This window comes from Luteolibacter algae (assembly GCF_042683045.1).
Classification (GTDB): Bacteria; Verrucomicrobiota; Verrucomicrobiia; order Verrucomicrobiales; family Akkermansiaceae; genus Luteolibacter; species Luteolibacter algae.
The window spans coordinates 155,773-178,214 of sequence record NZ_JBHUIT010000034.1; the positions used below are offsets into that span (position 1 = coordinate 155,773).

At 52.1% G+C, this 22,442-nt stretch carries 18 protein-coding genes; 6 read left to right on the top strand and 12 right to left on the bottom strand.

Going from position 1 to position 22,442, the window contains the following annotated elements:
* Positions 1-19: 19 nt before the first annotated feature.
* From gatA to rsmD, 9 genes are all read right to left on the bottom strand, one after another.
* Positions 20-1,429, bottom strand: a complete 1,410-nt coding sequence (gatA, locus tag ACFSSA_RS15195; RefSeq protein WP_386821480.1) for an Asp-tRNA(Asn)/Glu-tRNA(Gln) amidotransferase subunit GatA — start codon at positions 1,427-1,429, stop codon at positions 20-22.
* A 37-nt stretch (positions 1,430-1,466) separates the two neighbouring features.
* Entirely contained in the window at positions 1,467-1,757 is a 291-nt protein-coding gene (gatC, locus tag ACFSSA_RS15200; RefSeq protein WP_386821481.1) for an Asp-tRNA(Asn)/Glu-tRNA(Gln) amidotransferase subunit GatC, read from the bottom strand.
* A gap of 299 nt (positions 1,758-2,056) precedes the next feature.
* Positions 2,057-2,413, bottom strand: coding sequence for a DUF2237 family protein (locus ACFSSA_RS15205; RefSeq protein WP_386821482.1), 357 nt, complete (start codon positions 2,411-2,413; stop codon positions 2,057-2,059).
* A gap of 88 nt (positions 2,414-2,501) precedes the next feature.
* The gene (locus tag ACFSSA_RS15210; RefSeq protein ID WP_386821483.1) at positions 2,502-4,097 is read right to left on the bottom strand and encodes an esterase/lipase family protein; all 1,596 of its coding nucleotides are present in this window, start codon (positions 4,095-4,097) and stop codon (positions 2,502-2,504) included.
* Between the two features lie 54 nt (positions 4,098-4,151).
* Positions 4,152-4,670, bottom strand: a complete 519-nt coding sequence (locus ACFSSA_RS15215; protein WP_386821484.1) for a hypothetical protein — start codon at positions 4,668-4,670, stop codon at positions 4,152-4,154.
* A 156-nt stretch (positions 4,671-4,826) separates the two neighbouring features.
* On the bottom strand, positions 4,827-6,134 hold the full coding sequence (locus ACFSSA_RS15220) for a bifunctional UDP-3-O-[3-hydroxymyristoyl] N-acetylglucosamine deacetylase/3-hydroxyacyl-ACP dehydratase (RefSeq protein WP_386821485.1): 1,308 nt from the start codon (positions 6,132-6,134) through the stop codon (positions 4,827-4,829).
* Positions 6,135-6,229: 95 nt separating this feature from the next.
* Positions 6,230-8,302 carry a hypothetical protein gene (locus ACFSSA_RS15225; RefSeq protein ID WP_386821486.1) on the bottom strand — a complete coding sequence of 691 codons (2,073 nt, stop codon included), beginning with the start codon at positions 8,300-8,302 and terminating at the stop codon, positions 6,230-6,232.
* Between the two features lie 52 nt (positions 8,303-8,354).
* The gene (locus ACFSSA_RS15230) at positions 8,355-9,647 is read right to left on the bottom strand and encodes a 3-deoxy-D-manno-octulosonic acid transferase (RefSeq protein ID WP_386821487.1); all 1,293 of its coding nucleotides are present in this window, start codon (positions 9,645-9,647) and stop codon (positions 8,355-8,357) included.
* The gene (gene rsmD, locus ACFSSA_RS15235) at positions 9,644-10,198 is read right to left on the bottom strand and encodes a 16S rRNA (guanine(966)-N(2))-methyltransferase RsmD (protein WP_386821488.1); all 555 of its coding nucleotides are present in this window, start codon (positions 10,196-10,198) and stop codon (positions 9,644-9,646) included. The genes ACFSSA_RS15230 and rsmD overlap by 4 nt, the downstream gene beginning before the upstream one ends.
* A 180-nt stretch (positions 10,199-10,378) precedes the next feature.
* Here rsmD and ACFSSA_RS15240 point away from each other — a divergent pair, with 180 nt between their 5' ends.
* The 4 genes from ACFSSA_RS15240 to ptsP all read left to right on the top strand — a co-directional run bounded on the left by ACFSSA_RS15240 (position 10,379) and on the right by ptsP (position 14,728).
* The gene (locus tag ACFSSA_RS15240; RefSeq protein WP_386821489.1) at positions 10,379-10,786 is read left to right on the top strand and encodes a BUD32 family EKC/KEOPS complex subunit; all 408 of its coding nucleotides are present in this window, start codon (positions 10,379-10,381) and stop codon (positions 10,784-10,786) included.
* Positions 10,787-10,789: 3 nt separating this feature from the next.
* Entirely contained in the window at positions 10,790-11,599 is an 810-nt protein-coding gene (locus tag ACFSSA_RS15245) for a PP2C family protein-serine/threonine phosphatase (RefSeq protein ID WP_386821490.1), read from the top strand.
* Positions 11,600-11,788: 189 nt separating this feature from the next.
* On the top strand, positions 11,789-12,805 hold the full coding sequence (locus ACFSSA_RS15250; RefSeq protein ID WP_386821491.1) for a glutamine synthetase beta-grasp domain-containing protein: 1,017 nt from the start codon (positions 11,789-11,791) through the stop codon (positions 12,803-12,805).
* 156 nt (positions 12,806-12,961) lie between these two features.
* The gene (gene ptsP, locus ACFSSA_RS15255) at positions 12,962-14,728 is read left to right on the top strand and encodes a phosphoenolpyruvate--protein phosphotransferase (RefSeq protein WP_386821492.1); all 1,767 of its coding nucleotides are present in this window, start codon (positions 12,962-12,964) and stop codon (positions 14,726-14,728) included.
* 6 nt (positions 14,729-14,734) lie between these two features.
* Here ptsP and rpoN read toward each other — a convergent pair whose 3' ends face one another.
* The 3 genes from rpoN to rho all read right to left on the bottom strand — a co-directional run bounded on the left by rpoN (position 14,735) and on the right by rho (position 21,629).
* On the bottom strand, positions 14,735-16,135 hold the full coding sequence (rpoN, locus tag ACFSSA_RS15260) for an RNA polymerase factor sigma-54 (protein WP_386821493.1): 1,401 nt from the start codon (positions 16,133-16,135) through the stop codon (positions 14,735-14,737).
* A 149-nt stretch (positions 16,136-16,284) separates the two neighbouring features.
* Entirely contained in the window at positions 16,285-19,998 is a 3,714-nt protein-coding gene (locus tag ACFSSA_RS15265) for a phosphoribosylformylglycinamidine synthase (RefSeq protein WP_386821494.1), read from the bottom strand.
* Positions 19,999-20,099: 101 nt separating this feature from the next.
* Positions 20,100-21,629 carry a transcription termination factor Rho gene (rho, locus tag ACFSSA_RS15270; protein WP_386821495.1) on the bottom strand — a complete coding sequence of 510 codons (1,530 nt, stop codon included), beginning with the start codon at positions 21,627-21,629 and terminating at the stop codon, positions 20,100-20,102.
* 52 nt (positions 21,630-21,681) lie between these two features.
* On the opposite strand from rho, the gene ACFSSA_RS15275 reads away from it, so the two are divergent.
* Positions 21,682-22,023, top strand: a complete 342-nt coding sequence (locus tag ACFSSA_RS15275; protein ID WP_386821496.1) for a hypothetical protein — start codon at positions 21,682-21,684, stop codon at positions 22,021-22,023.
* Positions 22,024-22,250: 227 nt separating this feature from the next.
* Positions 22,251-22,418, top strand: a complete 168-nt coding sequence (locus tag ACFSSA_RS15280) for a hypothetical protein (protein ID WP_386821497.1) — start codon at positions 22,251-22,253, stop codon at positions 22,416-22,418.
* Positions 22,419-22,442: the final 24 nt, after the last annotated feature.

Here is a 22,442-nt window from a genome sequence, read left to right on the forward strand (position 1 = left end):
AAGCGGGTGACTTCTGTTTCTAGGCCTGCTCAGCGGCTTTTGCCACCCGTAAGAGCATCTCCTCGCCGAGATGCGGAGCCAGGATCTGTATGCCGACCGGGAGTTCCTCCGATCCATCGTAAGAAGTTTTTCCGCATGGGACAGAAATCGCCGGAATACCGGCAAGATTGGCAGCAATTGTGAATATATCGGATAGGTAATCCTGTAACGGATCTTCCGAGCATGCGCCAATTTTCCGGGCAGGAGTGGGAGCGACCGGAGATAAAATGGCGTCGACTTGCTGGAAAGCTTGTCTGAAATCCCGCGCGATCAACTGGCGGACTTTTTGCGCACGTGTGTAGTAGGCATCATAATACCCGGACGAGAGCACATAGGTCCCGAGAATGATCCGACGTTTCACTTCTGGGCCGAATCCGACCTCTCGCGATCGGTGGTAAACATCAATGATGTCTGATGCTGTCTTATCGCGGTTCCCATAACGGATCCCATCGAATCGGGAGAGATTCGAGGAAGCCTCTGCAGGAGCTATCACGTAGTAGGTGGCTACTGCATGAGATGTATAGGGTAGTGTTATCGGCACAATCTCAGCGCCCTGATCCTTAAGTTTCTGAATACATTTTTCCACATTTTCTCGAACGCCCTCGTGGATGCCATCGCCGAAGTATTCCGCAGGAATTCCGAGCTTGAGGCCTCTGACGCCATCGTTGATTTTCGAGCTATAATCGGGAACCGGGGCGTCAAGCGAGGTTGAGTCGCGTTCATCGTGACCGGCAATTGCCTGGAGAATAAGGGCTGCGTCATCAACGGATCTTGTCAAAGGGCCTATTTGATCGAGAGACGATGCAAAGGCAACAAGACCGAAACGGGACACCCGCCCGTAAGTGGGCTTCAATCCTACGACACCACAATGGGAAGCAGGCTGTCTGATGGAGCCTCCTGTATCGGATCCAAGGGCGGCAAAAGCTGTCCCGTCAGCAACTGCTGCTGCAGATCCACCTGAGGATCCACCTGCAATTCTGTCTGGATCGTGAGGGTTTCGTGTGAGCTGGAGTGCGGAGTTTTCTGTGGCGGAACCCATTGCGAACTCGTCCATATTCATCCTCCCGAATGGAATCGCTCCCGCTTCCCTGAGTTTTTTGATAACTCCTGCATCATAGGGAGATGTGAAAGTTTTTTCTAAAAATTTAGAGCTGCACGTGCACGGTTCTCCCAAGGTGTTTATGTTATCCTTGATTGCAATAGGCAATCCCCCCAATGGCTTTTCCAAGTCTACGGACTCTGCCTCACGCAGTGCTGTCTCAAGATTGTAGGAAATATAGGCTTGGGTGATGCTATCTTTGGCGGAGATTGATGAAGCTAATTCTTCGAGCAGCTTGGCTGGGGTTGTATCGCCATCAAGAATTTGCTGACGCAGGCTGGTAAGAGTCATTTTAAGAAAAGGGTATGAAGAAGGGAAATTTGAGAAGTCATGCATCTGCCACCACTTTTGGCACACGGATCTGTCCTTGCGCTTGATCGGGAGCATTTTGAAGGACTGCTTCGGGTGGAAGGCTTTCGTGAGGGAAATCATCACGCATCCGACCGAGAATGGAGTTGGAATCGACTTCGAGATCTTCCGGGAATTCGACGGCAGAGAGAGACTCCACATGCCCGAGAATAGATTCGAGCTGTGATTGAAAGGTGGCCACCTCTTCCTCGGTGAGGTCCAAGCGGGCTAGCTTGGCTACGTAGCGGACATCGATATGTTCGTGGGACATCTGGGGGAGGTTGGTGGAGAACTCGATACTCTGAAAGTCTAAATATCGACAAGAGACGGGTATCTCCGATTTTTGAAAAAAGTGGGATTTAAGCAAAAAACTTTGAACGTATTGAAACCTTGAAGGTCTATTCCCCTTGAAAGCCGACAATGTCAGTTTTCATGTAAGGGTGTAACAGCAGTTGTCCATCGGATCTCATGGGTGTGGGTGATGGTAAGACAACGTTTTGACCGCCGGGGAAGGGACTCCCCGGCGGTTTTTCCTTTCAAGGATGGCACTGGAGTTAGGTGACTTGAATGCTAGATGCCATAAGCATTTAGAACTTCGAGATCCACATATTCCAGGACGGAGAGGTGACAGGCTTCAAGTTCAATGGATGGTGCGATTCCTGCGTCGAAAGCTTCCACCCAGCGCTCCACGCTGAGACACCACATATCGCCATCCTGTAATCCTTTGAAACCGTATTCAGGTCTGGGTGTAGAGAGGTCGTTTCCGCGCAACATCGAGAATTCCAGGAATTCTTGGGTCATCTTTGCGCAAACTGTGTGGATACCGACATCTCCGCGCCCCGTGCGGCAGAAGCCGTCCCGGAAAAACCCGGTTGGCGGATCCATGCAGCAAGCTCTCAAGGGAGTGCCCAACACGTTTGTGATCATCGCCCCTTTCACTAGCTGGAGTCTGCTGGATAAGCGAATCTTTTTAACAGCGGATTTGTGAAAAGCTCGTGGCAATCGTCACAGGGAATCACTCCGTTAGCATATTTTCTTCCTTCAGGTGCAATCGCAGTATGCGTTTCACTTCATCCGAGGCCTGTTGGTTGTTTGGCACACTATGATTTGAATCCACAATAAGTTCCGAGGCGACCGGCTCAACATGGGAAGACCAATATGGAACGACCCCATCGCTGCTGCGTTCCTTGTCTCCGTGCCCCTTATCCCCCATGATGGAATGAAAGGTGATTCCTTTTGGTAGTGGCATCTGATTCAAACCCTGGAAACCAAGGCTCTTGGGCGAAAGCGTGCTGATTGCCGTCGGAGGCTTTACTGCGGATGTCTCAGAGGTGTCTGCCTGAATCGAATCGGCCGCGCTCTGCAAGGTCGCATCGAGGAGGCCAACTGTAAGCGTTTTGGGTAGCCGGATTAGATTGGAAAGGAATGCGGTTCCGCGGAAATTCGCCATCGGACTGCCGCGATGGGGAACGGCCATGAAAACGACACGTTTAGGGTCGGTTAGGGGCTCGTAGAGCAATCCTTCTTTAATGAGAAGCCGCGTCTCGGGCTTTATCTTCAGATCCTTGAAAGGTGTTTTGAAATGCGCGTGGTAGAGCTTCGTGCCTGGCTCGCTCACGGCGGTGCGGGTGAGCAGGCCACCCATCGAATGGGATAATATCACCATTTTTTTCAGATTCTCATCAGGACCGCGGCGGCGTGCATAGTTGCCCGCTTCCCCCATAATCTGACGGAATCGCAATGCATTGTAGAGCCATGGTGTCCCGGTAGGATAATTGTAGAGCCATACCTGATATTTCTCCCGGAACCAGCTTTCCGCGGAGAGGTCATTGAGAATATCGCGATACGCATCCGGGCTGGAGACCAGGCCGTGGACCATTACCACGGGAATTTTTTCCGGATCGTAGGGCTGGAGAAAATAGAGACCTGTTTCCTCTGTAAAGCGCTCCGGGATGATGACGTTCTGGATCCGCAGGTCATCCAAGTCACACATAAACCAGAAAAAATCCACAGGTGCTGTCCAATCCGCTGCCAAGTGCTGTGAATTTTCTCCGACTTGAAAGTCATTCTTCACCCAGCGCTTGGGAAAGTGCCATTGTGGAACTGGGGTGCTGAAATCAAGTATGACAGTGATGTTTCGCGGCTGCCCGTTCGGAGGATAGAATTTTTCACGAGGCACGCCGACTGGAGTCGTTGCCGTCCAGGCGACCGCAGGCACGCCGATTCCCGGTTCGATATGGCAGCGATCCTTTGAATGGATTTTGACTGCGGTCGCAGGAAAAAGTGCGTCGACTTTGGCTAAATTGGCATTGGTCGGGCTGGGTGCGGATAGTGCCGTGCCAATGTTGCTTGCCCGGGACGACCAGTCACCCGGGCCACAGCGGATCTTGTCAAAAAGAATTTTTACTGCGTCATTGTAAGCAGTTTCTGCAGCCGGCCATTCTGATTTCTTCGATGAATCGCCGAGAATCTCCCATTGTTTGCGAGCATTTTCCAGGATGCTTGAGGCCGGTGCCCGTGAACCAAACGGCAGCACATGACATACCGGAGGTTGTGGTGCGCCACAATTACAGAGCAACAAGACAACGAAAAGAACGAGCTGAATTCGCATGGGGATAGCAGCTGGATACTTTAGCACGAACATTCTGCCAAGGGAGAACGAAAATCAAGGGGCTGTGGTATCGGCGAGTTTTTTCGCTTCAGCGTCCTCATCCTTGCCGAACCGGACTCCAAGTATTTTGGCATCTCCGCGATTCAGGGCAATCACGACCAACGTGGAGAGTGACTTTGTCTCATCCTCCGGATCTTGGGCGATGACACGATAAATAATTGCATAAGGAGTGAAAATATCATCCTCCAGGATCCCGCGCCATTCGACGGTATCGTTTTGTTTTGCGACAAAACCTCCACGCCCGGCCCGCATGGTCTCGCTGTAGAGCTCACTTGTTTTTCCGTTAAAACGGATATCGAGCCAGCTTCTGCTGTCACCGCTGCGATGAAGTAACTCAAAGCCGCCGTAGCCGGGGCAAAGGTGCTCGAAATGATCGATCTCCGGTTCGTCTTCCGATGAGGAATCTGCGATCGCGGCCACGAATTTCGGATTCGTCGTCGAGTAGAAGGAAACCGCTTTCTGCCCGAAGCAAATGTTTGAGATGGCCAGAATAAGTAGGAAAATGGTTCTCATAAAAATTCGCACAAGCTTTAGCAAGTATCGTAGTCTTCCTCAAGACGGCATGTCCCGCATAGCGCCTCGCCCGGCAATTTACAGAACGGAGATAAAAAGAAACGTTCCACCGGGCTATGCCGGGGAACGTTTGGAAAAAGCGGTGGGAGAAGCCCTCTATCGATCAAATAGAGCGAACTTCAGATCAGCTTCTGAAACAACCTCACCGTTTACCAGGCAACGGCAGCTGGTTTGCCCGATATTGCCACGGACCTTGGTGGTCTTTGCTTCAGTGATGAGCGTGTCACCCGGCATGACTGGCTTGCGCCACTTCACGTTATCCGCCGAAAGGAAGTAGCCAATTTTTCCAAGGTTCTCAGGCTTGCGAAGCATCAGGATAGAGGAAACCTGTGCCATTCCCTCAAGCTGCAATACTCCTGGCATAATCGGATGGCCCGGGAAGTGTCCTTGGAAATATGGCTCGTTGATAGACACATTTTTCAAAGCTGTGCAAGTGTCCTCACCGAAATCGATCACTCGATCTACCATGAGGAATGGGTAGCGATGTGGAAGGATCCGCATGACTTCATTGACATCCAGAACACTTTCACCATCGGGAATTGTGATCGGTGCCGGAACCATTGCACGCATGCGGGCGTATTCCTTTTTCAAAGTGGAAGCCATTTTTGTGTTCGGCCCGTGGCCTGGCTTTACCGCGATGACGTGACCCAGGATCCGCTTGCCGGAGAGCATAAGATCGCCAATGAGGTCGAGAGCCTTGTGCCGGGCAAATTCGTTGGTATAGCGAACAGGCTCCTTGGACATGACCTCATTGCCACGGATCACAACCGCGCTCTCAAGTGAGCCGCCTTTGATGAGGCCCTTTTCCAAAAGCGGTTTTACATCCTCGTAATAAACAAAAGTGCGCGCAGGTGCGATTTCCTTTTCATAAATTTCAGGAGTGACCTCTGAGGAGAAATATTGGGTGAAACGGCCTTCCGGACCTACATTTGTGACAGAGACACGGAAAGTTTTTGATGGGACGATGGTGATGATCGTTCCGTCGCCCATTTCCTGATGGATCGGCTCGCGAATTTCCCAGACCTTGCGTGGAGCGTCCTGGGCCTTGAGTCCTGCCTTTTTGATGAGCTCTACAAAAGGTCTGGAAGAACCGTCCCCGATGGGTGGCTCGTTCGCATCCATCTCGATGATCGCATTGTCGACACCCATTCCTGTTAGAGCGGAGAGAACATGCTCTACGGTGTGAACTTTCACCGAACCTTCGGCGAGAGTTGTGGCACGCTCTACGGTTTGAACCTTATCGGCATCCGCATTGATAAATGGTTGATCGGAAAGATCGATACGTCGGAATTTGAAGCCGTGATTTTCCGGTGCTGGCTTTATAGTGAGAGTGACTTTCGCTCCGGTGTGAAGGGAGGTGCCTTCAAGAGTAGCAGATTCGGCTAAGGTATACTGTGCGGACATTGGAAATAATGAAAAACTAAAAAACGATCAGATGAAATGATCTTGGGAAACGGTTTTTGAATTAGGCTAAGAGGAAGAGGATTCCGGGAGAAAAGCTATTTTTCTCCGGCGTTTTCTTCTTTGTTTTCCGGGTTTTCAGCGGCAGGAGCTGCAGTTGAACCAGCAGGCTTTTCCGTTTCGGAAGCGGGAGCTTTATCGGTCGGGATTGCGGCATCGATCAATGCAGTCGCCGCATCCGCAATAGTCTCAACGGTGTCTTTGAGAACCTCGGATACGATTTCAGCTGAAGCTGCTAGTGTTGGCTCGGTTCCCGTGTCTGCGATCGTTGCATTTTCGTCGGAGTCCTCAGGGACCTGGTCTTGCTGCTCAGCCGGGGAAGTATTCTCCACCGAGGCGGGAGATTCATTTTCAGATTTTCCGGAAGGCTCTTGGGATAACGTCGTGGGCGCATCCTTCTTCTCAGGTTGCTGCTTTGCCTTTTTCTTCGCTTTCTTCGGCTCTTGAGGTTTCGGCTGTTCCTGGACAACCAGAGTGTCATCGGTATAGAGGAGAATATGACCTTGTTGCAAGAGCCAGAAAAGATCTGCCGCATATTCCTGCGGCGGTGCCTTGGCTCCTTCCGGTAGGATGGCCTGCCACAGACCTTCGAGTTTTGCAGGCGTATTCTCACGAATCCATTTTACCATTTCGCTCGGGCGGGGGGCCAAGACTGCATCAGGTGCCAACGCATGGGGTCGGGCCGGACCGGTATAAAGTTTACCTTTGCGTTTGAATACGGGCATGTGCTCGGATTCAAGAATACGGCAAACGGCAGGAATAATGATTGCCGGATGCTTGCGATGATGGTTTCCGGTCTGTTTGAGGCGGATGAGAAGTCCCGGAGAAAGATGTTTCCCGGCAATCGCGGCTGAAACCTTTGCTTTACGGGTGAGATGGAACGCTCTTTCTAATATTTTCTGGGAAATCAGCCGTTCGATCTCGGCCCGGTCGGTGATCCAAGTGATCTCCTCGGCAGGCTTTTCAGCTGCTGGTTCCGCGGAGTCCGCCTCGGCCGTGGATGGATCCTGGGGTTCTATTGAGGTTGCCGGCTCTTCGTTGCCTGCCGGTTCCGAAATCTCCGGAGTCTCGTTGGATTCGTTAGAGGGAGAGCTATCAGAGTCTTGAACTGTAACTTCCTCTATTTCAGCTTTCTGTTCTGTTTTTTCCTGAGCTTCAGGAACCTTCTGCTGAGGAATGGCCTCAATCTCTGTTGGGCCTTGGACCTTTGTTTTGGCGCTCTCGGCGGTCAGCGCTTTTTCATCAGCCAGCTTTGCCGCGGCGGTTCTCTCGGCGATCTCTTTATTCGAAAGGATGCGCCAACGAGTTTGGGTTCTCATGGATTCAATCCACTCATTGACTGCCTCTTCCGAGCGTTCGGTGCGGACTTTGGTGGCATATACCTCGAAGGGCATATTGGCAAAGCGTTCACGATGGATACGACGGAGGTTTTTCTGGTAGTCGTGGTGATTTGGAGGTCCCAGCCATTCGCCGGAGATTCCGCAACGTGCGACAGAAGTGAAATTTCCTTTCGGAGGATCCACCTCAATCGTGGATTCTTCAATAAAGCGATCCCGCCATGAAGCGCTGAGCAGGTGACGCATGGCCTCCTCTTTCGTGAGGTAAATAGCCTCTTCAATTTTACATCTGTAAAAGGCCGGATGCTTTTCTGAAATTTCAAACACCGCACGGCTGCGGGCACGCTCCGCCAAGATGATCTGGGCTATATCAAAAAGCGGGTAAACGCGAGCCACTTGGTGAACCTCTTTGCAGATGAGCTGGATCGCGTGCTTTTCTGGAATGAGCGTTACAGTGACGCCTTCGGCTGGAGCAATTTCCTCCCGCCGATTGTCCGGGCGCCCGCCGCGATTTCGATCGAATTTACGGCGGTCTCCACCTTGTCGGCCATCGCCACGATTCTCAGACCGTCCACCGAAGCCTCCGCCTTGTCTAGCGCCACCGCCTTGGCGGCGATCGTCCCGGCCTCCTTCACGACGCCGCGGTTGATATTCGCGTTCTGGGCCTTCGTAGGCCTTTTCGCTGGGTTTGTCTGATTTGGCTCTGGCCCAGGCTGGACCAAGGGAGAACTCTGAAAGGAGACCTTCGAGTGGATTTTGAGGAGTGTCGCTCACGGTGCGGAAATTAAGAGGTTGTATGGGAAATGACAAACACGGTTTCGGCGATTCAGGCATGTTCTGAACCGGTTTGCAAGACCTTGAGGTGACGTTGTGTGGCACCTTGGTGTAGGGATAGGATGCGGGATGCGTTTTCAGTAAGTCTTTTGGATTCGGTCGGAAGAAGGCTGGTTTGGATAGCGGTGGTGATCGCGCTTTGATTCACTGCCGTTAAAGCGCCTCCCACTGCAAGTAGATTGCGAACCAAGGGTTGGAAATTTTCCATATGCGGACCTAGTATCAAGGGTTTGGAGGCAATGATCGCCTCGGCGGGGTTTTGTCCACCGTGTGATTGAAATGACTTTCCGATGATCACGGAGTCGGCATGGGCGGTCCATGTGGCCAGTTCACCAGTGGAGTCAATGACAAAAACTTGCTTATCCCCGGTGGCGATTTTTTCAGGAAACATCGAACGCAAGGTTACAGAAAAGCCGACCTGGCTGAGATCCTGGAATACCTCGGAGCGCCGCTCGGCATGGCGCGGAACAATTACCGGCAGAAAATTCGGGTCTGCGGCATGGATTGCTTCCGCGATCAAGATCTCTTCACCCGGGAATGTGCTCGCCGCAAGAATGACGGGACGATTTTCTCCGAATGCTGCGAGCATCTCCGCGAAGTCACTACGAGGAGTGGGCGGATTAACGGATTGAGGGTCAAATTTCAAGCTGCCCGTAAAATGAATGTTTTCAGGTGGGACTCCCAGTTGCTGCCAGAGTGCCTCATGCTCTTTCTCCTGGATACAGACCGCGTCGAGCCGTGAAAAAAACGGTTGAAGCAGGGGTGAGAACTTTTGGAAACGCTTCGCGGAGCGGGGCGAAACCCGGGCGTTTGCGAGCATGACGGGGATCTTTTTCTTATCGCAGATCCGCAGAAGATTTGGCCAAATTTCGCCTTCAATCAAAAGGATTTTTGCAGGCTCGAAGCGCCGTAGGTAACTTTTCACCATCCAGGGGAAGTCCAGGGGTGAGTAGGTAACCCGTAGATTCGGGATCGAAGCGCGTGTGGCCGTGTCGTGGCCTGTGGAAGTGCCGGTGGCCAATACGAAACGGGCATAGGGGAAGGTTGATGACCATTCGCGGAGTAGCTTGAGAGCCAAAATGGTCTCGCCAACACTTACTGCATGCAAATGGACCGCGCCATTGGGCTCGTAGTCGATCTCACTGAAATAAATGCCTAAACGCTCGTTGAGAGCTGTGCCGAAGCCGCCCCGACGAATCATTTTCACGATCCATCCCGGAAACGCGAGAATGAATAGGGCCGGTAGAAGCGCCCGATAAATGATTAGGATAATTCGCTCTTTCATGCGTCTGGATGTGCGAAGATCAGGATGGCACTGCTCCCATACTCGCGTCGATCAAGAAGCTTGAAGCCCGGAGATGCTGGTGTTGGCTGGCTTGATGAAATTTCCGCGATAAAATGTCCTGTTGGCGCGAGCCGCTCCACCAGAGAAGGCAATTCGAGTAGGGCTTTCACATGATCGGTATCACCATAACCTTTCCAATACGGTGGATCGGCTAGAATGAGATCGTAGATGGATTGATCCCGTTTAAGAAAAGAAAAGACCTCTGATTTGACTGGGAATCCGCCATCAAGACGGGCTTTTTTGAGATTCTCTCCTGTTACGGCGATGGCTTGGCGATGTTCATCGACGAAATAACACGAAGCGGCGCCCCGGCTCAGAGCCTCCAGTCCGAGAGCTCCGGAGCCACAAAACAGATCCAGCACACGCGCATCAAATATGTGCTCACCGAGGATGGAGAATATTGCCTGACGCACAAAATCAGTCGTGGGGCGTGCAACTGCCGAAGGCACTTTGATGGCGATCCTGCCTGCTTTTCCTGCGATAATTCTCATGTGGCCACGAAAGTTCGATTCTTGCGCGGGAAACATCAAGAAGAACCGGAGCCGGGCAGGGGGAGTCGATTCGGGGATATTAGGGAAAATCTGCGCCTGTCTTTTCACGGGGCCGTTTTTTGGGATCGATCGGATGATCTAAGGGTTTCCATCGGGAGAAATGGGTGTAAGCTGCCGGATATGTCGATTGAACCGATCAAAGACGGGCTGCGCTCCCATGTGAGGATTGATTTTTATGGGAATGTTCACAAGCGTATGCGCGGAAGCGATGTGGAAAAGCGTTATGCCCGGGAAGTGGAGGTATTGAAAGTGCTTGAGGAGCGGGGGTGTCCGTATGTTCCAAAAATCCTCGAGGAACATCCTGATGAGTTCTATTTTGTTTCAACGAACTGTGGGCGCCCGGCCCCGCAGCTTTCGAAACAAAAGGCAGACAAGCTTTACGCTGCCCTGGAGGCGGATTACGGAGTCCGTCACCTAGATGCGGAACCGAGGAATATCACCTATTCCGATAAGCTCGGAAGATTTTGTATTATTGATTTCGAGCTTGCGGAAATCCTGCCTGATCCTCATTCCTCGGGGAACCCCTGATTTGTGTCTCAACAAGATTTTATAAAATGGGCGGGCACCACGGTCAGTGGCTCGCGGAAACCTCGCAATGACGACTCCTGGATCGTTTTTTCCTCGGATTTGAACGGTGCGAAAAAACTTCCGGACGCCGGAGAGTCCTCGGTTCATAAGTGCGATCTCGTCTTCGCCGTTTCGGACGGAATGGGCGGTGGAAATGCCGGAGATATGGCCTCTGCTCTGATTATCGAGCGGATGGCGGCGATTATTCCGGAAACCTTCAAAGCTGCGGCCTCGGGTTTCTACCCGGATTGCATCGCCCATCTGGAAGATGCGATCAAGGAAGTTCATGATCATATCAACGAAGCGGCGGGCAAGGCGGACGATCAAAAGGGGATGGCTGCCACACTTGCGCTCGTATGGTTCACGCCGGATAACATGTATTTGGCCAATGTGGGAGACTCCCGCATCTATCGCAGTCGCGCGGGGAAAACCGAGCAACTGAGCAAGGATCACACCGCGGCGTGGGCTTCGTGGAAGCGGGGGGATATCCAAGAGGTGCAATACCGCACGCATCCGCGTCGTTCAGCTCTGTATGAAGTCGTCGGTGGCGGCTATGAGAATCTCCGGCCATATTTTGCCGCGATTCCGTATCAGCCGGGTGATCGCTTTTTGATCTGTTCCGATGGTTTAGTGGATGGGGTGTGGGAGCGGCATATCTCAAATGCCCTCGCCGCGAACCGTGAACCTACGGAGACCTGTGAAATTCTTTTGAAACGCGCAATCGACAACTCGGGAATCGACGATACAACACTCGTCGTCATCCACATCGACTAATGCGCTGGCAAATGCATGGAGAACCTCATAATCCCGGCGTCGAAAACGCATTAGATAAATTTGCGAGATTCACTTCTTTTGGCATGATAATTGCTTCAAAAAGACTTGTCGAATCTGTCGGTGGATGATTCATTTCCTCCGCACCTCGATCAAAAACAATCGCTAACCACGAATAAGAAAAAAGAAAAAATGGCTAAATACGTATTAGAATACCTCTGGCTGGATGGCTACACTCCGGTCCCGAACATCCGTTGCAAATCTCAAGTCAAGGAATTTTCCTCCTTTCCGAAATTGGAAGAATTGCCGATGTGGGGCTTCGACGGTAGCTCCACTCAACAAGCAGAGGGCCGCAGCTCCGATTGCATGCTCAAGCCGATCGCAGTTTATCCCGATAGCACTCGTCGCAATGGTGCGATCGTTATGTGCGAAGTCATGATGCCAGACGGCGTGACTCCTCATCCATCCAATGCCCGTGCAACCATCCTTGATGATCCGGGCGCGTGGTTCGGCTTCGAGCAAGAATACTTCCTTTTCCAGGATGGTAAGCCGCTTGGATTCCCGTCCGAAGGTTTCCCTGGGCCACAAGGTGAATACTACTGTGGTGTAGGTTACAAAAACATCGGCGATCTCGCTCGGACCATCGTAAACGAGCACCTCGATATCTGCCTTGATGCGGGCATCAACCACGAGGGTATCAACGCGGAGGTTGCCAAAGGCCAATGGGAATTCCAGATCTTCGGAAAGGGCTCCAAAATTGCGGCCGACCAAATTTGGGTAGCGCGTTTCCTTCTCCAGCGTCTTTGTGAAAAATATGGTGTGGACGTGGAATACCACTGCAAACCTATCCGCGGCGACTGGAATGGCTCCGGAATGCACGCCAACTTCTCCACAGAGTACATGCGTGAAAAGGGCGGTCAGGAATACTTTGAGTCGCTTATGGCACAGTTTGCCGAAAACCTTGAGGAACACATCGCTGTCTACGGTCCAGACAACCATCTCCGTCTCACAGGTCTTCACGAAACACAATCCATCGATAAGTTCACCTACGGACTTGCTGATCGTGGCTCGTCGATCCGTATGCCGCATAGCTTCAAAAACGCCGGCTACAAAGGCTATCTTGAAGATCGCCGTCCGAACTCTCAGGGCGATCCATACCAGATTGCTTCCCGTATCCTTGAAACGATCTCGGAAGTTCCGACTCCTTGAGGATGTCCCGGGAAATAGATTTTCCCTACATTCCAGCCGTCTTCCTTCAAGGAAGGCGGTTTTTTTGTGGTATTTAGCCTTGGGCTTGCCTATCGCAAGAGAATCAGCAGAAGCCTTGCATCATTTCTGCAAAATGTTCAGTATATATATCAGCGCATGGTAAAGACCGCGACACAGCCAGAAATCGTTTACACAGGGATACCTGCATCTCCGGGAATTGCCGTTGGTCCGATACAAGTGAATGCGCGTGGGTTTTCCGCGCCTGAAGTCTACGAAATTCCGGAAGAAGAAATCGAGGATGAGCAGCTCAGGTTTCAAGCAGCCGTGGAAGCGACAAAGAAACAGCTTGTCGAGCTCCAGCAACGGCTGGAGTCCCTCTCGGGAAACAACGATAGCGAGATATTCGAAGCCCATGTGATGCTGCTGGAAGATAATGCTTTAATCGAACGGGTTACCAAAGCGATCGATACCCGCCAGCAAAATGCGGAATTTGCGTTTTATGCGGTGATGCAAAATTTTTTGGAGGCAATGCGCCGTATTCCGGATCCGTATTTACGGGAACGGACAGCGGATATCGAAGATGTGTGCCAACGGGTTTTGCGAAACTTCAAAGTGGATGAGGAGAGCGAGCACATGATTCCGGAAGGGAAACATATCCTGCTGGCTTATGATCTTTCTCCTTCGGATACCGCTTCAATGAACCGGCGTCATTTGCTCGGATTTGCTACCGAGCAGGGAAGCGTGAACTCCCATACTGCAATTCTTGCACGCTCTTTCGGAATCCCCTCTGTTGTGGGACTCGGTGCTTCGGTGATTCAGGTGACAGCACTCACCCCTGCGGTTATTGACGGGTATTCCGGCAAGCTGATTCTGAATCCAACGATAGAGACGCTTAATAAATATGCTGCTCTAGTTACTGAAAAAGAACGCCTTAGATCCGAGCTGGATGCGAAGCGGGATGAGGCTACCGAGACGACAGATGGCCGGGTGCTCACACTTTCCGCCAACATCGAATTTTTGGAAGAACTGCACCAGGTAAAACGCAGTGGAGCGAAAGGGGTTGGCCTCTATAGAACGGAGTTTCTTTTGCTCAATGGTAGCGAGATGCCAGATGAGAACCAGCAGGCGGAAGCTTATTCCAAGGTTGCAAAAGAGGTTTCTCCCGATGTGGTGATCGTTCGCACCCTGGATGCGGGAGGTGACAAGCTGCCAATCGAATCGCTGACGGAGCCTGAGCCCAATCCCTTTCTCGGATGGCGCGGAATTCGGGTCTCACTTGCGCGACCCGCGATGTTCCGGGATCAGTTGCGTGCAATATTGCGCGCCAGTGCATTCGGTAAGCTGGCGGTGATGTTTCCATTGGTTTCGGGGTTATCCGAGTTACTTCAAGCCCGGGAAATGCTGCAGCTTTGCATGGATGAATTCGATGCGGAGGGAATTGCCTACGATAAGGCTATACCGGTTGGAGTAATGATCGAGGTGCCGTCAGCCGCCGTTTGTGCCGATTTATTGGCGCCCCATGCGGATTTCTTTTCGATCGGCACAAATGATCTTATCCAATACACCGTCGCAGTGGACCGGGTGAATCCCCATGTGGCAAATCTCTATAAGCCGACTCATCCCGCAGTAATTCGTCTGATCAAGAACACGGTGGACGCAGGCTCGGCACACGGTATCTGGACAGGTGTCTGCGGGGAGATGGCAGGTGATATCCGGCTTACTCCTTTGCTACTGGGTCTGGGAGTGCAGGAGCTTTCCGTCTCGCCGAAGATCCTTCCCACAGTGGGGCAGGTCATTCGCTCGCTGAATTATGAGCAGTGCAAAGTCGCTGCAGAGACTTCGCTTGCCCAGTGCAGCTCTCGGAAAATCCTCGATATCACTCTTGGAATCGCACGGGAATGTTATCCTGATCTATTGGATTGATTTCATTTAAAATGACTTCCGGAGATGTGATGGAAGGATGTTCAATTGCTCCCGGTATTTGGCAACAGTGCGCCGGGCAACCTTGATTCCTTGCTCCGCCAAAGCCTTGGTGATGGCATCGTCAGAAAGGGGTTTTGATTGATTTTCCTGGGCTACAAGTTGCTGGATAGCTTCCCGCACCCCGGCATTTGAAACTTCCGAGCCGCTCGCGGTTTGATACCCGGTGGCGAAGAAGGCACGCATTTCCATGAGACCCTGCGGTGTGAGGATATATTTCCCGGCAACCGCCCGTGAGACGGTGGTTGCATGTAGGCTCAATTCGTCGGCCACATCGTTCATCGTAAGAGGACGTAGATACCGGGGACCTTTTTCAAGGAAATCCGGCTGCTGCTCAATCAATCTATGGGCGATTGCCAGAATCGTCTCCTGCCTAAGTGAAATTGAGCGGATGAGGCTGCGTCCATCGCGAATTTGGTCCCTCAAAAAAGCTCGGGCCTTCTGATCGACGCCATTCTTCCCGATCATATCTTTATAAAAATCATTGATGCGAAGGCTAGGAAGATGCTCTCCGGTAAGACGGGCGCTCCAGACCCCCTCATCGGTCTTCTCAATGACTACGTCGGGAAGTATATATGGATTGCCGGTTGGGTCAAATTCGCCGCCCGGGTTAGGCGACAGACGGCCGATTTTTTCAGCAGCTTCCGCAACCCGTTCTACGGAAATGCCAAGCGAACGCGCTATCTGCGGGTGACGCTTCCTTGCAAGGTCTTCCAGATGGTCCCGCACGATCTTATACTCGACCGTCTCGCTTCCTTCCGACCGGTCCAGCTGTATGAGAAGCGCCTCCTGAATACCTGTTGCGCCGACACCCGCTGGCTCGAAAGATTTGATCAACTTCAAGGCCTCCTCGAGTGAGGCTAAAGAATGTGAGCTACTGGATGCAATAGCGGGCAGTAGGCGATCGAGAAAACCACGCTCATCGAGATTTCCCAGTAGTTCTTGGGCGGCTACGCGAATCTCAGGATCGATCAAAGAAAGATCCAATTGATTCTGAAGGTGCTGTTGAAGGGTTTCCGGGGCAACAATGTTGTCGTAAATTCGCTGACGCCGTTCCTCATCGTCCTGGGTCCAAGGAGAGTTGCGACCTTCAAGGATTGAGCGGTCACGCCAATCATCGTCGGTTTCATTCATATAATCGAGGGAGTCCGCTTCATCTCCATCCGGTGAATCTTCATCCAGAGAAGTGACCTCCGTAATATCCTCCAAGGTAGGGTTGGTCTCTAGCGCCTGCCGCATCAATTGCGAAAGCTCCAACGTGCTGGCTTGTAAAATTTCCAAGCTCTTGCGCATCTGGGGCGCAAGCGTTTGTGACTGGGAAAGCGATTGGTATAGTGAAGCTTCGGCCATAAAGGGCTTGGTGGGTTACACACGTGAAGCTAGTGGCTTTCGCTGTAAAATAGAAGCATTATTTATGCCATAATCACAAAAAAATCGCTTCATGTAGAAGATGGGCCGAATCCTTTTTCTATTTTAAAGGATCCGGCTGGGGATATTGTTCATCCAAAATACGAGACACCTGCTTCAAAAATCGGCTGATCTTTGAAACCGGGGATGTTTTTTGCAACGTTCCGTGAAAAACGCTCGGAATGTGCCATTTTTCCGAAAACGCGCCCACAGGGAGAGGTGATCCCTTCGATCGCAGCCAGCGACCCATTTGGGTTGAACGGATACTCCATGGTTGCAGAGCCTGTCGCGTCGCAATATTGGGTGGCAATCTGTCCATTATCAGCAAGCTGGGCGAGAACTTCCTTTGAAGCAAAAAACTTACCTTCACCGTGCGAAACGGGAATCGTATGGATTTCACCGATTTTCATATTCGCTAACCATGGGGAAGCATTGTTTGTCACCTTGGTGCTGACATACTGTGAAATATGACGGGAAATATCGTTATGAACGAGAGTGGCTGATTCTGAGTCCGTATCGAGCACTATCCCGTGGGTGACAAGACCGGTTTTGACCAACGCCTGGAACCCATTGCAAATACCTAGGATCAGACCATCACGGTTTTCCAGAAGATCACCAATGGCATCCGAAATTATAGGATTCCGCAGAATTGTAGCGATGAATTTAGCGGAGCCATCAGGTTCGTCGCCTGAGGAAAAGCCACCCGGAATGAAAAGTATTTGAGATTTTTTGATCTCATCGGCAAGAGCTGAAATGGACTGCTCGATATGGGTTGCAGAGAGGTTTCGGAAGACTTCGATCTTTGTTTCCGCTCCGACGCGAGAGAACGCACGTGCTGAATCATATTCGCTGTTGGTTCCGGGGAAAGTTGGAATCAGGACGCGGGGCTTGGTGCTGCTTTTCGATTTGTGGTTGTTGCCCGAAAGCGATTTGACGGCCGGCTCAGGAAGCTGTTTGGTGCCTTCCTTCTCGTCTGCTGCCGGGGAGGTCGGATAAATCGGCTCCAAAGTCTTTCTCCAAGCGCTCTCGAGATTGCAAAGATTGTGTTTTTCGGACCCGAGGGTGAGCGTCCGGTCAGCTTGCGTTCTGCCAATTTCTTTTGCAGTGGGAAGCAGCCCGGTGATCGGGGAGTGATGCTCGATGACAAAGCTGAAATAACGTGGAGTATAGAAGTCCTGATCGGTATCGACAGATATTCCGATGCCATTTCCGAGCGCCATTTTCGTCAATGTGGCGGCCAAACCAGCTGGCCCAATGTGATGGAGGGCGAGTATGTTGCCTGCTTTGTTCAACTCATGCAATGAAGCCGCAATTTGTTTGAGTGCTTCAAAATCCGGAAGACCGTTTTCAAGGATCGGTGTTTCCACGATGCTTACCGTAGAATGATCCTGCTTGAACTCAGGGGATGTTGCCAGGCTGGCAGAACCAGGTGCGAGAGCGAAGGAAACCAAGGTCGGAGGGACATCTAGCTCATTGAAGGAGCCCGACATCGAGTCTTTTCCGCCGATTGCTGCGAGACGAAGCTCGTGCTGGGCACGGAAAGCTCCGAGAAGCGCGGCGAAGGGGAGTCCCCAACGTTTCGGATCGCCACCCAGACGCGGGAAAAACTCTTGGAGGGTAAGACGTATGTCGCTGAGCCGAGCACCTGCCGCAACAGCTTTGCAGACAGATTCCGTCACTGCGTAGGCAGCACCGTGAAACGGAGATTTTGCGGAAAGCTGTGGATCGAACCCCCATGCCATATAAGTAGCGGCATCGGTTTCACCTGTCATAAGCGGCAGCTTGGCGACCATAGCTTCCGGTGCGGTGAGTTGATTTTTTCCACCAAACGGCCACAACACCGTTCCTGCTCCCACGGAGCCATCGAACATCTCGCCCAAACCTTTTTGAGAGGCAATATTGAGTGACGAAAGGTGCTCTTCGAGAGAGGTCACATTGTGGTGAGCGGAGTCATGGAAGTTGAAGCCGGTGACTACAACGGAGGCTTTTTGTTGAACTCCATTGGTATCAAGGAATGCCCGGGAGAGATCGACGATCTTCTTGCCACGCCATGTCATAATCAAACGACCGGAATCTGTCACATCGGCGACATGCACGCACTCCAGGTTTTCTTTGTCAGCTTCACGAATGAAGAAGTCGATTTCCGAAGGGTCCACACAGACAGCCATGCGCTCCTGCGATTCGGAAATGGCGAGTTCCGTGCCATCAAGACCCTCATATTTCTTCGGCACCGCATCCAGATTGATGACCAGTGAGGGCGCGATCTCACCGATCGCTACGGAGACTCCACCGGCTCCGAAATCGTTACAAATCTTGATCTTCCGGGTGAGCTCTGTATTGCGGAAGAGCCGTTGAATCTTCCGCTCGGTCGGGGCATCGCCTTTCTGGACCTCGGCGGAGTTTTCGAGAGCCGTTTCGGTATGTTCCTTTGATGAACCTGTAGCACCGCCCACTCCGTCCCGTCCCGTCCGTCCGCCGATGAGCAGAATAACATCGCCGGGGGAAGGGCTGCCTCTGAAGACATTTTTCCGAGGTGCTGCTGCGACGACGGCCCCGATTTCAAGACGTTTTGCCACGTAACCGGGATGATACACTTCAGCGACTTGACCGGTGGCGAGACCGATCTGGTTCCCGTAGGAGGAATAACCTTTGGCCGCGACCTGGCAGATTTTTTTCTGCGGGAGTTTGCCGGGAAGTGTCTCGGAAAAAGGAGTCAGGGGATTGGCAGCGCCTGTCACACGCATTGCCTGATACACGTAGGAGCGTCCGGAAAGAGGATCTCTGATGCAGCCCCCTAGGCAGGTTGCGGCTCCACCGAAGGGCTCGATCTCCGTGGGGTGGTTGTGAGTCTCGTTCTTGAACTGAACCAACCATTCTTCGGTAGATGTATTGGAATCATCTTCAGTGATTTCTACTGGAACCACGATAGAAGCTGCATTGATTTCTTCTGAAACCTCCAGATTATCGAGCTCTCCGGAGGCTTTCAGCTCGCGCATGCCGATGAGCGCGATGTCCATCAGAGTGACAGGTTTCTCATCGCGACCTAGTGACTGACGAACCTTGCGGTAAGTTTCGTAGGTCTCTTCGACGATTTCCGAACCTGGCTCGAAAGCGACATTATCGATAGCTGTGAGAAAGGTTGTGTGGCGGCAGTGATCCGACCAATAGGTGTCGAGCATACGGATCTCTGTCAGTGAAGGCGCACGCTTTTCTTCCTCCTTGAAGTATTTTTGGGTGAACTCAACATCGTCCTCCGACATGGCGAGGGAGAGTTCCGAACGAATTTTCGCCGGTGGATCACTTAGAAAGCTTTCGAGAATTTCCACATCCGCCGGGGCCTGTGAAGCTGGTGCGCTGACTGCAGCGTCAACAGGGATCTCGTGGGAATCGACTGGATTGATAATGTAGGATTTGATCGCCGCAAGCTCACTCTCGGAAAGCTCACCGGTGATAAGAACAACCCTCGAGGAGAAGACCTTCGGCTTTTCTTTTCCAGTGAGTATCTGGATGCACTGGGCTGCGGAATCCGCGCGTTGATCGAACTGTCCGGGTAGGTAGGAAAATGCAAATGCGTTCTCATCGGGAGAGCGCGAAAGACTTGTCGAGGTCGTGTCAACCTGTGGCTCCGAAAGAATCCGGGTCGCTGCCAGATCAAACTCGGAATCGCTGATTCCCTCTATATCGTAGCGGTTCAACAGACGCAACGAGGCGATTTTAGAAAGATTTAATGACTCACGAAGATCGTGGAGAAGATGACGGGCTTCCGAGGCGAAGTGTGGACGCTTTTCGACAAAGAGAGTGTGCATTTAGGGAATCAGTGAGAAATGATCGGTTGCAAATGAGTGGGGGACGATGAACGGATCTCGGGAAAAAGCGAAGGTTTTCCTGATCGGTCAGATATCGTGTTTCAGCCTTTGATTTCCAACAACATTTGCGGATTGTTCGGGAATTTTTTGATGAAATACAACAAGCGCTCCATGGCTTCGTATGGACGGTGTCCGGAGAGACCGCGCCGGATCAAATGGATCTTATGCAAGGTGTGCTCCGGAAGTAAGAGTTCCTCCCTCCGGGTGCCCGATTTGAAGATATCGACCGCCGGGTAGATGTAGCTTTCGGCAATTTTACGGTCGAGCACTAGCTCCATATTGCCGGTGCCTTTGAATTCCATGAAAATAGCTTCGTCGGCACGGGAATTTGTCTGGATCAATGCGGTTGCCAGTATCGTGAGCGAGCCGGCCTCGCGGGTATTTCTTGCGGCAGCGAAAAGGCGGCGTGGAACTTCCAGTGCTCCAATGGTGATACCGCCGGAGCCAGTGGCACGGCCGCGGCCTTTATTGCCTTTGCCCATTCCCATATTGCCATTGTAGGCGCGGGCAAGACGGGTAATGGAGTCCATCAGGAGGAAGACATCTTTTCCGGCTTCCACCAGGCGCTTGGCACGCTCAATGGCGAGCTCTGCGATCCGGCAGTGATTCCGTGCCTGTTCGTCATTCGATGAAGCGTAGATTTCTGCGCCGGGTAATGCTCGCCGGAATTCCGTTACTTCTTCCGGGCGCTCATCGACGAGAAGGATCATCAGATGAATTTGCTCGTCGTATTTTTCGCGAATCGCTTCCGCCATGTGCAGGAGAAGCGTGGTTTTCCCGGATCGCGGTGGAGAGACAATAAGTCCCCGTTGACCCCGCCCCACAGGTGCCACGATATCGACAACCCGTGTGGTGTAGCGATCGGGAGTGGTCTCAAAAGAAATCCGTTTGTTGGGATTGACTGCTTTGAGTTCATCGAAATGAGGTAGGATTGCCGCTTCGTCGGGAAGCATTCCATTCACTTGGGAGATTTCAACAAGCTGCGGCCCGCGGTTGCTACTTTGGTGGAAGCCGTGAAGCCACTGGCCGTGACGCAGTGAATGACGGCGGATAAGCTCCGGTGAGATGAAAATATCTTCCTTTGCCTGCTCGAAATTACTGTCTGCGAGCCGGAGGAAACCGAAACCTTTCGGCGTCATTTCAATAATTCCATCGGCCTCGATTTTCTCACCGGTCAGGACCGTCGGCGAGCGGTCTTCCTGCTGGCGTTCCGGACGCGGAGATTCACGGCGATTATTCCGGGCATCCTGGTTCTGGTTGTTATCAGAAAAGTTATCGCGTCTCCGCTTGCGCTTTTCACGACGCTTCTTTGAGCGTGATTCGCGTTGCTCCTGGCCCTCGGGCGATCCCTGGGCACGATTTTCCTGCTGATTGACCGGGCCGCCGCCGGGAACTCGTCCAATGCGGGGGGGATTCTGTTGGCGGAGTTCGTCCTGCCGGGCTTCACGGGCCTGCGGTGCGGGTGCTGCCGGAGCGGGAGGAGGCGAAAGTTCAATAGGTTTTGGAGCTTGAAGTGGTGCCGGAGCAGGGATCGAAGCCGGTTGTGGAGCTTGCGCAGTCGGTGCAGGCACCTGTTGTGTCTTTTTCTCCAACGCTTTTGACTTGGCGGGAGCTTTTGGTCTCTTGGCGGCAGATTCTCCTTTAGGCTCCGCGGAAATAGCGGGCTCGGCTGCCTTCCTGGAAGCCGCTTTCTTTGCAGCGACTTTTTTTGCTGCCACTTTCTTAACGGCTTTTTTGGCAATTGCCTTTTTGGCCGCAACTTTTTTCACCGTAGTTTTTTTAGCGGTAGCCTTTTTTGCTGCGCTTTTGCGAGCTGGTTTCGCTTCGACTTCGGTAGAAGCTCGTTCAAAAAGTTCGTCGCTGGTATTTTTGCTCATTAGGGAATTAATCGGGAAAATTGGTATTTTTGGGCTGTGGTGGGATTGGAATTATTTTCCGTCCATTCCCAAAAAGTCAGCGCAATAGATGGCAGCGGAGTCGGTTGTGCGAGACCTGGTCGATTGCAAAAGTGTGCAAAGGAACCGGCCTTGTAAGTCATCGACGATGGCTTTGTTATATTCGACCATGGACCACTTGTGGTTACCGGCCATAGGGCTGTGAGTAGTTGTTTAGAGTAGTTGGGATGACGCACCGAAGATATGGAAATCCTCCGGAAGGCCTGAAAGGAGACGGTTTAAGCAGAAATTTCCCAAATGAAACATTCAACCAAAAGGCAGGAGGTGACGAGGGAGACGATTGCTTGTGCTGGCGGCCGAGGAGAATGTCCTGAGGCTGCCTACCGTCGTGTCAACGTCGGCAACATGATTGAGTGCGGAGGCTTTTGCAACCTTAAAAAAGCCCTCGCTCCAGGCCTGGATTGACGGAGGGCCAGGGAGGTGGGAGAT

Bases quoted from the DNA above. Each gene is read 5' to 3' on its own strand.
- gatA (WP_386821480.1), bottom strand. From the start codon at position 1,429: ATGACTCTTACCAGCCTGCGTCAGCAAATTCTTGATGGCGATACAACC.
- gatC (WP_386821481.1), bottom strand. From the start codon at position 1,757: ATGTCCCACGAACATATCGATGTCCGCTACGTAGCCAAGCTAGCCCGC.
- ACFSSA_RS15205 (WP_386821482.1), bottom strand. From the start codon at position 2,413: ATGATCACAAACGTGTTGGGCACTCCCTTGAGAGCTTGCTGCATGGAT.
- ACFSSA_RS15210 (WP_386821483.1), bottom strand. From the start codon at position 4,097: ATGCGAATTCAGCTCGTTCTTTTCGTTGTCTTGTTGCTCTGTAATTGT.
- ACFSSA_RS15215 (WP_386821484.1), bottom strand. From the start codon at position 4,670: ATGAGAACCATTTTCCTACTTATTCTGGCCATCTCAAACATTTGCTTC.
- ACFSSA_RS15220 (WP_386821485.1), bottom strand. From the start codon at position 6,134: ATGTCCGCACAGTATACCTTAGCCGAATCTGCTACTCTTGAAGGCACC.
- ACFSSA_RS15230 (WP_386821487.1), bottom strand. From the start codon at position 9,647: ATGAAAGAGCGAATTATCCTAATCATTTATCGGGCGCTTCTACCGGCC.
- rsmD (WP_386821488.1), bottom strand. From the start codon at position 10,198: ATGAGAATTATCGCAGGAAAAGCAGGCAGGATCGCCATCAAAGTGCCT.
- ACFSSA_RS15240 (WP_386821489.1), top strand. From the start codon at position 10,379: ATGTCGATTGAACCGATCAAAGACGGGCTGCGCTCCCATGTGAGGATT.
- ACFSSA_RS15250 (WP_386821491.1), top strand. From the start codon at position 11,789: ATGGCTAAATACGTATTAGAATACCTCTGGCTGGATGGCTACACTCCG.
- ptsP (WP_386821492.1), top strand. From the start codon at position 12,962: ATGGTAAAGACCGCGACACAGCCAGAAATCGTTTACACAGGGATACCT.
- rpoN (WP_386821493.1), bottom strand. From the start codon at position 16,135: ATGGCCGAAGCTTCACTATACCAATCGCTTTCCCAGTCACAAACGCTT.
- ACFSSA_RS15265 (WP_386821494.1), bottom strand. From the start codon at position 19,998: ATGCACACTCTCTTTGTCGAAAAGCGTCCACACTTCGCCTCGGAAGCC.
- ACFSSA_RS15280 (WP_386821497.1), top strand. From the start codon at position 22,251: ATGAAACATTCAACCAAAAGGCAGGAGGTGACGAGGGAGACGATTGCT.